This is a genomic window from Collinsella aerofaciens (assembly GCF_039758965.1).
GTDB lineage: Bacteria > Actinomycetota > Coriobacteriia > Coriobacteriales > Coriobacteriaceae > Collinsella > Collinsella aerofaciens_BR.
On record NZ_JBDMSL010000007.1, the window covers coordinates 79,284 to 93,605 of the forward strand.

A 14,322-nucleotide genomic window follows, 5' to 3' on the forward strand; every position below is an offset into this window, starting at 1 on the left:
TCAAATGCATCCAGAAAGACACACCCGTTCAAAGACTTTGGTTAGGCCCACGTCCGAGGGACTCGGTAACCTTCCGCATTTCTTTTTACAAGAGCTATTGTAGACAAGCCCAAAGCCAGAACAATCATTATGACCGATGAACGGTATTTTTTCTTCGATAAACGGTATTTAGGCGGCACTTGGGGACACTCCATTTCTGCCGGCACCCAGGGACACTCCTTGCTCTGGTGCAATGGGGTCAGGTTTGTTTGCACCAACTTGGTGCAGATTAACCTGACCCCAATGCACCAATCTCGCTTGCGTTAGATGAAGATCTCACATTCCCTGCGCTCGACGCAAGCCTTGCTCAGCATCTGGGTAACGGCGGCAAGTTTGTTAGGGTCAAGTTTGCGAGCATTCTGCGGGCATACGGAGACGCAACGCATGCAGGAGATGCACGCCTCGCCATCCACCTGCCTTGGATCGTCCTTGTCGATAGCTCGAACAGGGCACAACGCAGCGCAAGCACCGCAGGAGACGCAATCCTCCGTTGCATGGGGCACCATACTGTGGCCTCCAGCTTGCTTATAAGGACGATTGCCGGGAATAGAGGGCTCGGACGCAGCCCCGTCCAGTAGCTTTTGCCGGATCCGCTGCGCAAACTCTGAAAGTTGCGCCACATCCTGCGCATCCGGTCGCCCAGCAGCAAACTGACGAGCAACGGAATGCTCGGCAATGGCAGAAACCGCTGCAACCACCCTAAATCCGGCACGCTTCGCAACGTCTTCCAGCTCAATAAGCGTATCCTCAAACGCGCGGCCCCCGTAAACACAAACCAAAACAGCCCGAGCTCCGTTGCCACGCACCATTCCCAGTCGCTCAACCGCCACAGCTGGAACCCTGCCAGCATATGATGGGACAGAGATAACCGCAACGTCGCCCTTCGCCATCGAGACCCCGTGGAAATCCAACCCGCTATCGGTCAGATCGACGGTAACGATATTCCCATCCAGCGCCCCGGTCACAAGACCAGACACTTTCTCCGTTCCGCCCGTCGGACTAAACACAATTTCGAACATGCTCATCGAACATCCTCCCCTACGCTTGGTAACACACCAAGCCGCCCGCATGCTTAGACAGAGTATACGGCGCGCGGGGACACCCCGGTTTAGCGCAAAGGGGTCAGGTTTGTTTCCACCAACCTGACCCCTTTGCACCAAACTATGCTGTCCGCCTCATCGATTTGCATAATTTCCGTTACAGATTGCATATATTTACATGATACCGCTGTGTTCTCCTGAGGTACCCCATCCCGGACCGTGCAAAAAACGGAGTATTCTGCAACGCGCTCGTGCCAACACCGCCGCGAGCGGGCAAAACTGTAGGGCGCTGCATCATTTTGGGTTCCGATATAACGGGAATGACGCACCTTTGCACCGGAAAACGGAAAAGTCTGACTCAAAACGCTCGCTAGGGATATCCGAAGGCCACCGCTGGCGACGTCGAATCGTATGCAGGCAACTCGATCTGCAGAATACTCCAAAAAATGCACGGCGCACCCCATGGGACCCATTGCCGCATGGCTGAAAACGGGCCTTCAGCATCCTCCAGGTGCATTCCTGAGCAAATCACACCGGGCCAACGGTCGGATGCGGCAAACAAAAGGGCCCCGAGCGTAGTTGCTCGGGGCCCTTGGTTCACCTCGCTCTGGCGGGCGATGCGTGAGTTATTTGCGCTTGCCGCCGCCGTCGCCGGGGCGACGGGAGCTACCGCCGCGCTTGCCGCCACGATTGTTGCCATAGCTGCCACGGTTATCGCGACCGCCGGCACGACCGCCGCGGGAGCCGGCCTGGTTGCCGCCGCGCCCACCGCGATAGCCGCCGCGGCGCTCCTCGCGGGTGTCGTCGTAGTTGCGCCAATCATCGCGACGATCGCGGCTGGCACGCGGGTCGCGACGATCGCGCGACTCGTTAGAACGACCAGCGCCGCCGCGGGCACCACGCTCGTCACGCGACCCACGGCCTTCGCCGCCACGGCGCTCATCACGGCCACCGCGCTCGTCATCACGACCGGAACGACGGCGGTCGCCCGAACCGCGCTTGCCACCGCGCGAACCGCGGCCCTCGTCCTCGCGCTCAACACGACGACGACCGCCACGGTCCTCGTCCTCGCGGCGACGACGATGCGCCTCGCCCTGGAACTGCTTGGCGCGGCGCTCGGCACGGTTGCCACGCGGGGCCTGCTTGACGGCGTCAGCACCGCCGCGCTCCTCGGCAGCCACCTCGCGAGCCACGCTCTCAACGGCCTCGTCCACGCGAGCCTGAACGCCCTCGCGCACGCGGGTCTTGCCGCCGCGCTTGGGACGACTCGGACGCTCGCCGTCGCCGCGGCGCTCGTCGCGACCGCGGTTGGAACGACCGGCCACATCGCCGTAATCGTCGCCGTTGCGCTTGCCGTCGCGACGTGCCTGCTCAAGCTTCTTCTTGCTCTTGGACTTGCCGCGCTTGGTCTTCTTCTTCACCTTAAAGGCCGCAGGATCGCGCTCGGGGTCGACCGCGGGCGGATTGGGGCCCACATGCAGGTCGCCGGCGTCATAAATGTCGGCCGTCTTGTCCATGAGCTTCTCGATCTCGTAGAACTCGTCGACGTCCTGCTCGGTCACAAACGTAATGGCCCAGCCCAGCTCGCCGGCGCGGCCCGTACGGCCAATGCGGTGGATATAGTCGGTCGGCTCGGCCGGCACGTCAAAGTTCACGACGTAGCGCACGTCGCTAATGTCGATGCCGCGGGCGAGAACATCGGTTGCCACCAGCACGTCAACGGTACCGTCGCGGAAGGCCGAAAGCGCGCGCTCGCGCTGGGCCTGGCTGCGGTTGCCGTGGATTGCGGCGGCCTTGATGCCCTTGCGCTCCAGACGACGGCAGCAGCTGTCGGCGCGGTGCTTGGTGCGCATAAAGACGATAGTGCGCTCCGGGCCCTCCTTTTTGAGGAACTCGGGCAGCAGGTTGTTCTTGGCCTCGATGGACACCGGGAACACAAACTGGTCGACGGTGTCGGCGGTCGACGTGGCGGGCGCGATCTCCACGCGGGCCGGGTCGCTCACCAGGTCGGTGATCTCGCCCACGGCCTCCTCGTCGAGCGTGGCCGAGAACAGCAGCGTCTGGCGCTCGGCCGGCGTCTCGCGCACAATACGGCGGACGGCGGGCAAAAAGCCCATGTCGAGCATGCGGTCGGCCTCATCGAGTACCAGCACCTTTACCTCGTCCAGGTGGCAAGCGCCCTGTTCGATCAGATCGACCAGACGGCCCGGCGTGGCGACCAGGATGTCGCAACCGTACTTAAGTGCCGCGGTCTGCGGCTTGTAGCTCACGCCGCCCACGACGGTCACGGCAACATGGCCGGTGACGTCGGCGATTTTGCTTGCGACCTCGTCGATTTGCTGGGCAAGCTCGCGCGTAGGGGTGATGACGAGCATCACGGGGCCGCGGCCGTTGCCCTCGGGCTTCTTGGCACCGCGACGGCGGTTGCGGCCACCGCACTCGCGCACGGGTTTGGGAGGAGCGATGTGCTCCAAATTGTTCATGGTCGGTAGCAAAAAGGCAGCCGTCTTGCCGGTGCCGGTCTGAGCGGCGGCAAGCAGGTCACGGCCCTCGAGCACCACGGGGATGGAGCCGGCCTGAACAGGCGTTGGCGCCGTGTAGCCCAGGTTCTCGATAGCACGGAGCATCTCGTCGGAGAGGCCCAGCTCGTCAAAGGCGGGCAGGCTCTCGGTAGCGGACTCGACGGCCTGGGCAGCATTGGCCTCATCGGCGGCATCGAAGGCAGCCTGGGTCATAGCCTCGCGGGCCTCGTCCAGGATCTCGGCGTCGGTGACGTCGGATACAGAATTACGCATATGTCGTTGTTCCTTATCTGCACGCGTTATGGGCACGGCATGCGGCCGCGCGGGCGTGCTTGGTAGTGCGCTAATACATACAAAAACGGGTGCGCACAGAGAGGACGTTGCTCAGCACGCTGGCGATCGCTTTGGCAGCCCTATCACGCGCCGTCCAGACGCAGCAGCTCTAAGCGATGGAGCAGATTCGCCGCCGGTTAGTATACCCGTGCTTCGCATGCCCCCACGTAAACCACAGATGACGAGGCGGACGAGGTGGGCCCGGCTGATTGTCTCAATCTGTAACAGTTACAGGGCAAATCTTCCTCTACGTGTTACAGATCGAGACAAACGGTCGACACGGCTCACAAACGTCTCAAGCTGTAACAGTTACCGAGTAAAATCGGTCCTAATTGTTATAGATCAAGACAGAGGGGGATTTCCGTCCAGTCCAAACCAAATCTCTCAGTCTTCCTGCAACTTCGCACACGTGACCTATAATGTTGCTTTGGTTACGCTATATATTGCGCGGCCATTTAATACGTCGCCCACCGGGGGCCATTAATTCCTATCGCCATATTGGCTAGGAAGCAATCAAAGGAGGTATCCGTGGCAGCAGAGACGCCTTGCTCGGTCCTCTATAACGATATTCGCTCGTTCGGCGGTCTTAAACATCTCGAGATCGCCCGAATGCTTATCAATGGAAACTCTTATCTCGGCAGTACCCTGCTCGAGAAGTGCTCTTCCAACCGCTCGTATCTCACCCGTTACATCGTCCATCGCAAGCCTGACCAGTGCGCGCCCTCCATCTACAGCGACTTTACCGTCACCACGCTCAACCTTTCCTCGGCAATCTGCAGCAAGCTCGGCGGCGGCGAGTCCGCCTATCGGGCAATCGCCGAGCACTATCGCGGTCCGGCCGCCAACGAAATGATGTCGGCTCTCACCAGCTACAAGCTGGACAGCCGCCTATATGCAAATGCCCTCAATCGCATCGACAACTTTGACGGCAATGCCGTGCGCGAGAAAAGCACGCTTTACCTTATGCTCTTTGTGGCAACGGGGGCGCTCGCCGATCCCGTTCAGGGCGTGGCCACCGTCGAGCGCTTTTGCGACAGCAAGACGGGCGGGCACTTTGGCACCACCGAAACTACCGTCGGGCGTGGCTTTATGAGCAGCCTGGAGCAGCCGCGCACCGTCGCCCCCAACCTCGGTCTGCTCAGAACCCATGCCGACAACTGCGCCGACATGCAAATCCATCCCCTCACACGCGATCCGCGCGGCACCGTAATTGGTTCTTTGCCCAAAACCTCGCCCAGCATCACCGATGTGGGCGCCGACGCATCGCGCGAGCATCTTCGCATTTGGCTTGAGGGTGAGCACTGGTACGCCCAGGGCCTTGGATCGACCAACGGCACGGTACTCGAATCGGGTGCAGGCGACGGCGATATTGTGATTGAGCCGCCGCGCGACCAACGCGAGCCCGGCAAGATCTATCCCCCAGTGGAAATCGAAAACAGCGACAGGCTCCATCTGGGTCTCTACACGACATTCCTTGTCATTGTGGACTAGCGCGGACGGCGATCGGAAGACGGTCGCCGTCCGTCTTTCGTCTTCTACCTTCTGCGTCGTAAACGACAATGCTCAGCGGTATACGTGGGCAGTGCGGCTATCATGGTACTTTACCGATATCCGCACTGCTCACGTATACGTGCGGCAACCCATGCCAGACAAAGGAACGCCATGGATACTACCGATAGCGCCTATGGCGACAAACTCATCCGTCTCGATACGTTCGATACCGCCGTGGCGGTCGACCCCAGCGCCGAGGACGACGCCAAACGTCGGTTTATGACGCTTATTCTCCAGACGGCCCACCGCAACAACGGCAACATCGGGCACGTGCTGCGCGCGACCAACACAAGCGGCGAGCTCTTTGCCGTCAAGCTACTCAAGGACAACGCCATCCTTTCCGGCCAAGCACCCGACCGCTCCGCCGAGCAATCGGCAGCGCACCTGGCCAACACCGCCGCGCTGTTCGAGGAGTACCGTCATCTGTGTACCGTCTCGCACCTGCGCGGATTTCCGCGCGTCTATGGCTACGGCTCGTGTGAGGATGACCCGCTCATCCTCATGGAGTGGGTCGAGGGCACCTCGCTCAAGCAGGCGCTGCCCCTGCTTCCGCACGACGCCTCGGGCGGGCTGACCACCCAGATGGTCGCCGCCGTCGGAAACGCCGTGCTTCGCGCACTCTTGATGACGCAAGGACTCGTGAATCCGGTCGTCCATCGCGACCTTTCGCCTGCCAATATTATGTTCCGCACCACCAGCCGAACGCTCGAGCAGCAGATCGCCGATCGCTCCTTTGACCCCTGCCTCATCGACATGGGCTCCGCGACCATGGCCCTCGGCGACGACACGATCACCCGGCGCGCCGACATCTGGCGCTTTGCCACGCCCGCATACGCCGCGCCCGAGATGCTCACGCAGGATATCGAAGGCATCGCGGCCCTTCGCCGTTCGCCGGCAATCGATGTCTACGCGCTTTCGAGCATTCTGTACCAGCTCTACAGCGGTCGCAAACCGTTTGACTTTGAGTCGACGGACGCCGCTGCAACCGGCTCGTTCTATCTCGTAAAGACCAAGACCAAGCCGGCGCCGCTCGAGCCGCGCTGCGAGGGCGATGAAGCGCTCGTCCAAATCATCATGAAGGGTCTCTCAGTCGAGCAGTGCGATCGTCCCACCGAGCAGCAGATGCTCGAGGTGCTCTCGGCATACCTCACTGATGCCGAATCCGAGGGCCGCGAAGGTGCAGAAGACGAGGCCGCAATTGATATCGATTCTGGCACGCACCTTAAGGTCGACGTCGCCGGCGAGCGCGCACGAGAGATCCTGAATCTGGCCCGCCACGATGCCATGACCCGCCGCCGCTTTATTATCGGCGGCGCTATCGCAGCCGTTGCGGGGCTCAGCGTTATCGGGGCGGCAACCCATGGCTTTGGCATCCCCGACTACCTTGACGGCATCCGCGGTTCACTTGACGACTACACCTGGGATCAGCTGCAGGAGATTTCGCTCAAGATTAAGGCCGCCGAGACCCGTAGCGAGGCACGCGAGATTGCCAAGCGCTATCACCTGCTCGATGACAACGGGCATATCCCCTATCCATGCACCAAGCGCGTCACGCTCACCAACGGGCTGCAGGTTGGCGCGCAGCTTGTGGGTATCCGCCACGACGAGCTTCTAGACGGTACGGGCAAGGCCAGGCTGACGTTTATGTTCGACGCGGGTATTGCCGAGCGCAACGCTGCAGCTGAACCGCCGAGCGCCGGCTGGGCAGATTGCGAGCTGCGGGAATGGCTCAACGGCGACGGCCTTAAGCTGCTACCCAACGAGTTACGCGCGCTCATTAAAGGGGTCAAGAAGGTCTCGAACAATGTGGGCGCCGCCAACAGTGCATCGTGTCTGAGCGAGTTGCCCGCAACCCTTTGGCTGCCCGCCATGGTCGAGCTGTGCGGTACGCAACCGCCCGATTCGTTTGCCAAGGACTATCACTACCTGGCAGACATCTACAACAGCGAGGGCAAGGAGTACCAACTCTTCCGCGAGCTCAAGGTGAGCCCGTATTCCACGAACGAGACGATGGTCCGTCAGTGGAAGGGCAAGGACACCTGCTGGTGGGAGCGCACGGTGAGCCCCGACTCATCGGAGACCGAAGGCACGCTCTACATAAACCGTGTGGGCCACGACGGCGACGCCTTTACGTACGCAACGCCTGCGGACAAGCCAAACAAACGAACCTGCGTGATCCCCGGATTCTGTATCTAGAGAGCGGGCGTCTTGCCGTGACGGGACCCCTCCCCGGCAATTGTCTCAATCTGTAACAGTTAGAGGTCATATTTGCTGCTAGATGTTACAGAACGAGACATTGAGTTTCCTGCCAACTGTTTGTCTTGATCTGTAACAAATACTCGGTAAAACGGGGTCTAGTTGTTACAGATCGAGACGTTAGTTTTCGGCTGAAATGTTTGTCTAAATCTGTAACAGCTATGGTTCAAAAACCGATCCAGATGTTACAGATTGAGATGATTGGCTGGGACGGCCCATCGGTCAACCAACTACCCTCATCTGTAGCGAGATGTCATACATTTATTCTGTACTAGACACCCCCAGGGGGTATGGGTGTATAGTATCGGCAGGTTAACAATTCCAACACCAAGCTACAGAAAGGAGAAGCCATGGCTCAAGATAAGTTCGATGTGGGCGGCATGACATGCGCCGCCTGCCAGGCGCACGTAGACCGTGCCGTGAGCAAGCTCAACGGCGTCCAAAGCGTCGCGGTCAACCTACTCGCCGGTTCCATGATGGTCGACTATGACCCCGCGCAGGTCTCCCCCGCCGATATCTGCACCGCCGTCGACCGTGCGGGCTACTCGGCCTCGCCCGTCGATGCGGGTACCGGTGCCGCCGGCTCAAACGGCAGCACGCAAGCCAGGTCCGGCGCCGCCCACATGGAGTCGCCCACCAAAAAGTTGGAGGCCGCCGCCTCTGCCATGCGCACCCGCCTCATCGTCTCGATCGCATTCCTTATCCCACTGTTCTACATAGGCATGGGACACATGCTCGGCTGGCCGCTGCCCGGCATTTTCACCGACCATACCCACAGCATGACGCTCGCCCTCACCGAGCTCGTCCTGCTCATCCCCATCGTCTATGTCAACGACGCGTACTTTATAAACGGGTTTAAATCGCTCGCGCATGGCGCGCCCACCATGGACGCCCTTATTGCCGTGGGCGCCACCGCCTCCATCGCCTGGTCGCTCTACGCCATGTTCATCATGGCCGACCAGCTAGCCGCGGGTCAGGTGCACGAGGCAATGATGACAAGCATGGACAACCTGTATTTTGAGAGCGCCGGCACGATCCTGTCGCTCGTCACCGTGGGCAAATACCTCGAGACGCGCAGCAAGTCCAAAACCGGCGGCGCCATCGAGGCGCTGATCGACCTGGCGCCCAAGACCGCGACCGTCGTGGCAGAGGACGGCAGCGAGACCACCGTCGACGTCGACAGCATCCTTCCCGGTCAAGTCTTGCGCGTGCGCCCCGGCGAGTCCATCCCCGTCGATGGCGTGGTGCTCGAGGGCAGCTCGGCCGTGGACGAGAGCGCGCTCACCGGCGAGTCCATCCCCGTGGAAAAGACCGCCGGCGACACCGTCAACGCCGCCACGGTCAACCGCACCGGCTCGTTTACCTTCCGTGCCACACGCGTGGGCGCCGACACGTCGCTCGCCAAGATTATCCAGCTCGTCGAGGACGCCAATGCCACCAAGGCGCCCATCGCCCGCCTGGCCGACAAGGTCGCCGGCGTGTTCGTGCCCGTGGTGTTTGCGATCTCGGCCGTGACCTTTGTGGCGTGGATGGCGCTGACCGGCAGCGTGAACGAGGCACTCACCTCCGCCGTAGCCGTGTTGGTGATCAGCTGCCCGTGCGCGCTGGGCCTGGCCACGCCCGTCGCTATTATGGTTGGCACCGGCAAGGGCGCCGAGATGGGCATTCTGTTTAAGAGCGCCGAGGCGCTGGAGAACCTGCGCAGCGTGGGCACCGTGGTGCTCGATAAGACGGGCACAGTCACCCGCGGCAAGCCTGCCGTGACCGACATTGTGGTTGCCGCGCGCGCCGACGGCTCGCCCGCCATGAGCGAAAAGGCGCTGCTCAAGCTCGCTGCCGCGCTGGAGCGCTCGAGCGAGCACCCGCTGGCCGAGGCGATTATGGCCGAATGCGAGACGCGCGGAATTGTCGCGCGCATGGTCGAGGACTTTGCCGCCGCGCCCGGGCGAGGTGTTACGGCGCGCGAGGGGCAAAACGTCATTGCAGCCGGCAACATGCGCCTGATGGACGAGCTGGGCGTTACCGTGCCCGCGGGTCTTGCCGAGCAATTTGTCGCCGAGGGCAAGACGCCGCTGTTCTTTGCCAAGAACGGCGAGCTTGCCGGCACCATTGCCGTGGCTGACGAGGTCAAGGAGACGAGCGCCGAGGCCATCGCCGCGCTCCGCAAGCTCGGCGTCGACGTACGCATGCTCACCGGCGATAACCGCGTGACGGCCGAGGCCATCGCCCGCCGCGTGGGACTGAGCAGCGAACAGGTTATCGCCGACGTCCTGCCCGCTGACAAGGAACGCCACGTGCGCGAACTGCAGGATGCGGGCGGCAAGGTCGCCATGGTGGGCGACGGCATCAACGACTCCCCCGCTCTGGCGCGCGCCGACGTGGGTCTGGCCATCGGCACCGGCGCCGACATCGCCAAGGAGGGGGCAGATGTGGTGCTCATGCGCAGCGACCTCATGGACGTCGCCCGCGCCATCGAGCTGTCGCGCGCCACGATCCGCAACATCAAGCAGGACCTGTTCTGGGCGCTGTTCTACAACGGCATCGGCATTCCGCTCGCCGCGGGCGTGTTCTTCCCCCTCACCGGGTGGCAACTCTCGCCGATGTTTGGCGCTGCGGCCATGAGCCTGTCGAGCGTGTGCGTCGTGTCCAATGCGCTGCGCCTGCGAACCTTTAAGCCCAAGACGGCGCGCTGAAGCACCCGACCTTGCCCCTCAAACCGTCGCTCGCGTACCAAAGTACGCTTCGCTCCTCTTTCGGGGCAATCTCGGGCACATCAGCGCACCTTTAAGATGACGCTATTCACGACTAAACTGTCAGATAATCTCAATCGATAAGGAGTACACCCATGCGTTTCACAATTAAGACTTCCGGCCTTATGTGCGGCCACTGCGACGCCACTGTCGAGACGGCACTGCTCAACGTTGCCGGCGTGACCGACGCCGATGCCGATCACGAGACCCAGACCGTCCAGGTGGAGTGCGCCGACACCGTGACCGCCGAGCAGCTCGCCGCCGCTGTCGAGGCCGCGGGCGAGAAGTTCCACGCCCTATCCGTGACCGCCGCGTAGCAGGCGCCGCCTACTCAATCCTCAGAAGTTGCGGTGAAATACGGACTGTTGAGCCGCCCTAGGCCTTTAAACAGTCCGTATTTCACCGCAACTGACGGGGACATCCGGAAGATCGACCAGAAACGAGGACCCGCCATGATGGCAGACCACAAATCGGTGACCCGCATGCTCAAGACGGCACGCGGCCAGATCGACGGCATCTTGCGGATGGTCGAGGAGGACCGCTACTGCGTCGATATTTCCACGCAGCTCATGGCCACACAGGCGCTCCTCGCGCGCATTAACGCCGACGTGCTCAAGGCGCATATCGAGGGCTGCGTGACTTCGGCAATCGAATCGGGCGACGAAGACCTCAAAGCCGCCAAGCTCGCCGAAATCGAACGCGTCGTCGACAAGCTCTCCAAGTAATTGGGGACATTGGGGACAGACTGCTTTGCGCCATCTTGGTGTATCGGGGGCAGGTACGTTTGCACCACATTGGTGCAGATTAACCTGTCCCCCTTGCTCTAAATCGGGTATAAAGGCGTGCAGCATATCGAACGAAAGGCAATTTGCATGAATGACTTTATGAAGGGTCGCAATGGTGCCGATGAACTCACCATCGTGATGGGTTTTGCCGGCATCGTCATCGCGATGATCGGATCGATAGCCCGCATCCAGTGGCTCAGCTGGATTGCCATCGCCGTAATCGTGATTGGCGTGCTGCGCGGCCTATCCAAAAATATCGACGCACGTCGTAAGGAGAACGAGGCCTTTGTCGCCGCGACTGCAAACGTACCCGGCTTGGGCAAGTTTGTAGCTAGCTTGGGCGGCGGAGCTGCAGCGGCCAACGCCTCGCGCGCAGCCGGTACTAGCAAGGAAGACTTTGAACGTGCCAAGCGCACAGCCAAGAAGATGTGGAAGGGCCGCAAGACCACGGCATACCTCAAGTGCCCCAACTGCGGCCAGATGCTCTCCGTCCCCAAGGGCAAGGGCAAGATCCGCGTCACCTGCCCCAAGTGCCACGCCAAGATGGAAACGCGCTCCTAGCCGCCGCACGCGGGACAATTAATCAGGTTTGTTTGTCCCAGTCTTAAGTATTTGTTCGAAAAAAGCCGAGGCCCCGTGTTGAGACCTCGGCTTTTTGTATGCGACAACGGAGCTGTCCCTTTGTCTCGTCTACGCCACACCGTCGCGGGCCAGCTCCTCGGCAAGCGCCTCGGCAGGCATGGCCATAATCGCGTCGAGCTCGGCGTCCACCTCGGGAATACGCTTCACCTTGAGTTTGCGCACCAGATCACCACGGCACATCACGTGCGTCGGCTCACGCAGGGCACACAGATCATCCAGAGGATTCTTGCGCGTCACCAGGATATCGGCTGCCTTGCCGCACTCGATCGTGCCGGTCTCGCCGCCCAGCCCCAGCAGCTCGGCATTGACCTGCGTAGCCGTATGCAGTGCGAAGGCGTTGCTCAAGTCGACATACTTGGCAAAATAGGCCACCTCACGCCACATGTCGTACTGCGTCACGAACGGGCAGCTCGAGTCCGTGCCCAGGCCCACCTTAACGCCGGCATCCAGTGCGGCACGAGCGCTCTCGATAATGCCCGAGCACACGATATCGCCGTTCTTCTTTTGCGTATCGGTCGAATGGGTCTTTTTCGGGTCGAGCAATACAAACGGCAGCGCCGGGCTGATAGTGCAGGTAACACTGGGCGCACGCCCCTCGAGCTGCGTGCCCGCGGCGCCACGGTACAGCTCCAGGATCTCGGGCGTCAGCGGAGCGCCGTGCTCAATCGTGTCAACGCCGGCCTCAAGCGCGGCCTTCACGCCCTCGGTACTCTCAACATGAGCCATAACCGGCAGGCTCACCTCGTGCGCCGCCTTGCACGCCGCCGCGGCAACCTCCACGGGCATACGCAACACGCCCGGCTCGCCCACCTCGGTCGCGTCGAACACGCCGCCCGTCACGAACAGCTTAATGACGTCGGCACCACGCGCATACAGGTCGCGCACCTGTTCGGCTGCCTCGGCGGGACTGTTGGCCACCTGGGCGAACAAGCCCGCACCATGGCCGCCCGGCACCGTGACGCCCGTTCCCGGCGCCACCAGGCGAGGACCTTGATACTTGCCGGCATCGATAGCATCGCGCACGGCCAGATCGGCAAACAGTGGGTCACCCGCACCGCGCACCGTGGTCACGCCACTTGCCAGTTGTTGTTGGGCGCTGCCCTTAAGAATATGGCGCACGATGGCGCGCCCCACGGGATTATCGAGCTTCTTCATCAGCGCGCCCGCATCGCCCGCCGAAACCGGCTTGCCCGAGCCGCACAGATGCACATGCATATTGATGAGACCGGGCATGAGATACGCACCTGCCAGGTCGATAACCTCGGCACCCGCAGGCGCCTGCGCCACAGCACTCGGCCCCATCCACGTGATGACACCGCGCTCAACAGTCACGGCCATATCGGGTTGCGGCTCCATATGTTCCGAACCGTCCAGAACGGTCGCATTGATAAACAACGTGGAACGATCGGCAGACGCCATATCGAGCTCCTCCCTCACGATTAACTTGAACATTTGTCCATTATCACCTAATGCAGCAAACTAAAGTCGAGCATATCGGTTAACGGAGGGAAGAGGGGATGTGGGGGACGGAATACGTTGCAGCTCCACCCCAGCAACATCAGGGGAATGTCTCGAACTGTAACAGGTACAGGGTTATTGGACCCCTTGATGTTACAGATCGAGACATTCGGTCGACGTTTCACCGGTTTGTCTCGATCTGTAACAATCACGAACTCAAACAACTTCTAAACGTTACAGATTGAGACAAAACCTCTCAGCGCCCATACCACTGGCGTCTCCACTCCTCAGCCAATTTCGCCTGCCGAGGAATACCCACCAGCCTCATTTTCTCGACCAGCTTCCCCGGGTCTTTGAGTTCGTTAAACGTAAACCGAAGCACCTTGTGCCCGAGCATTGTCAGATGGGACTCCCGTTGACGTTCTGCCACGAATGGGTCGACCGACTCCCGGCCCTCGCCGCTCCGCAGGGCGTACTTCCCCTTTCCGTCGAGCTCGCCGATGACACACGTCCCGTCCTCGAGCCGCCAAAAATAGTCGACGCGAAACACCTGGCTCGGATCGAGCGGGTCGCGAAACTCCACCTGCAGCTCCGGAACCGGAAAGCCATACGCAATAAAGAACGCTCGGAACCGAGACTCGCCGCCGTTTTCGGACAGCCCGTCCGCATACGACGCAATCGCCTGTGCCCTGCGATACCCTCGCCTGCCCTCGCAATCGGCGCGGAGGCGCTCGCACAAATCCCCACGTGATACGTCTTTCACCCGCAGTGCAGAATCGGCAATCGCCAACCCGTAGGAGAACGGCGCACGCAGCTGTGTTTCGTCAAGAGGATTTGAGCAAAAAGAGCATCGGAAATTGAGCAGTCGCAGCATCGGAAGCGCGCACGCTTTTTGAGCGGCTAGCCCTCCTGCATGAGGGCATGGCGGACGCGGTAGGACTCGCCG

10 protein-coding genes are annotated in these 14,322 nt (G+C 61.2%); 6 read left to right on the plus strand and 4 right to left on the minus strand.

Annotation, left to right across the window (positions count from 1 at the left end; genetic code table 11):
- Positions 1-302 precede the first annotated feature (302 nt).
- On the minus strand, positions 303-1,064 hold the full coding sequence (locus ABHU32_RS03445; RefSeq protein ID WP_346978970.1) for a 4Fe-4S binding protein: 762 nt from the start codon (positions 1,062-1,064) through the stop codon (positions 303-305).
- A gap of 641 nt (positions 1,065-1,705) precedes the next feature.
- Positions 1,706-3,874: a DEAD/DEAH box helicase gene (locus ABHU32_RS03450; protein WP_346978972.1), complete on the minus strand. Its 2,169-nt coding sequence runs from the start codon at positions 3,872-3,874 to the stop codon at positions 1,706-1,708.
- Between the two features lie 588 nt (positions 3,875-4,462).
- On the opposite strand from ABHU32_RS03450, the gene ABHU32_RS03455 reads away from it, so the two are divergent.
- From ABHU32_RS03455 to ABHU32_RS03480, 6 genes are all read left to right on the plus strand, one after another.
- Positions 4,463-5,425, plus strand: a complete 963-nt coding sequence (locus ABHU32_RS03455; RefSeq protein ID WP_346978974.1) for an FHA domain-containing protein — start codon at positions 4,463-4,465, stop codon at positions 5,423-5,425.
- Positions 5,426-5,596: 171 nt separating this feature from the next.
- Entirely contained in the window at positions 5,597-7,681 is a 2,085-nt protein-coding gene (locus ABHU32_RS03460; RefSeq protein WP_346978976.1) for a protein kinase domain-containing protein, read from the plus strand.
- A gap of 410 nt (positions 7,682-8,091) precedes the next feature.
- Positions 8,092-10,434 (plus strand): heavy metal translocating P-type ATPase, encoded by a 2,343-nt coding sequence (locus tag ABHU32_RS03465; protein WP_346978977.1) that lies wholly within the window; start codon positions 8,092-8,094, stop codon positions 10,432-10,434.
- 152 nt (positions 10,435-10,586) lie between these two features.
- Positions 10,587-10,808 carry a heavy-metal-associated domain-containing protein gene (locus ABHU32_RS03470; RefSeq protein WP_161144806.1) on the plus strand — a complete coding sequence of 74 codons (222 nt, stop codon included), beginning with the start codon at positions 10,587-10,589 and terminating at the stop codon, positions 10,806-10,808.
- 135 nt (positions 10,809-10,943) lie between these two features.
- Positions 10,944-11,216 (plus strand): metal-sensing transcriptional repressor, encoded by a 273-nt coding sequence (locus tag ABHU32_RS03475; protein ID WP_022094020.1) that lies wholly within the window; start codon positions 10,944-10,946, stop codon positions 11,214-11,216.
- Between the two features lie 147 nt (positions 11,217-11,363).
- A complete protein-coding gene (locus tag ABHU32_RS03480) occupies positions 11,364-11,837 on the plus strand; it encodes a hypothetical protein (RefSeq protein ID WP_117734398.1) in 474 nt (157 codons plus the stop codon).
- A 129-nt stretch (positions 11,838-11,966) separates the two neighbouring features.
- Here the strand turns inward: ABHU32_RS03480 and ABHU32_RS03485 are convergent, their stop codons facing one another.
- Positions 11,967-13,337 (minus strand): amidohydrolase family protein, encoded by a 1,371-nt coding sequence (locus ABHU32_RS03485; protein ID WP_346978979.1) that lies wholly within the window; start codon positions 13,335-13,337, stop codon positions 11,967-11,969.
- 295 nt (positions 13,338-13,632) lie between these two features.
- Positions 13,633-14,250 carry a hypothetical protein gene (locus tag ABHU32_RS03490; RefSeq protein WP_346978980.1) on the minus strand — a complete coding sequence of 206 codons (618 nt, stop codon included), beginning with the start codon at positions 14,248-14,250 and terminating at the stop codon, positions 13,633-13,635.
- Positions 14,251-14,322 lie beyond the last annotated feature (72 nt).

Coding starts and splice junctions, on each gene's coding strand:
- ABHU32_RS03490 (WP_346978980.1), bottom strand. CDS start 14,250: ATGCTGCGACTGCTCAATTTCCGATGCTCTTTTTGCTCAAATCCTCTT.
- ABHU32_RS03475 (WP_022094020.1), top strand. CDS start 10,944: ATGATGGCAGACCACAAATCGGTGACCCGCATGCTCAAGACGGCACGC.
- ABHU32_RS03445 (WP_346978970.1), bottom strand. CDS start 1,064: ATGAGCATGTTCGAAATTGTGTTTAGTCCGACGGGCGGAACGGAGAAA.
- ABHU32_RS03465 (WP_346978977.1), top strand. CDS start 8,092: ATGGCTCAAGATAAGTTCGATGTGGGCGGCATGACATGCGCCGCCTGC.
- ABHU32_RS03470 (WP_161144806.1), top strand. CDS start 10,587: ATGCGTTTCACAATTAAGACTTCCGGCCTTATGTGCGGCCACTGCGAC.
- ABHU32_RS03485 (WP_346978979.1), bottom strand. CDS start 13,337: ATGGCGTCTGCCGATCGTTCCACGTTGTTTATCAATGCGACCGTTCTG.
- ABHU32_RS03480 (WP_117734398.1), top strand. CDS start 11,364: ATGAATGACTTTATGAAGGGTCGCAATGGTGCCGATGAACTCACCATC.
- ABHU32_RS03450 (WP_346978972.1), bottom strand. CDS start 3,874: ATGCGTAATTCTGTATCCGACGTCACCGACGCCGAGATCCTGGACGAG.
- ABHU32_RS03460 (WP_346978976.1), top strand. CDS start 5,597: ATGGATACTACCGATAGCGCCTATGGCGACAAACTCATCCGTCTCGAT.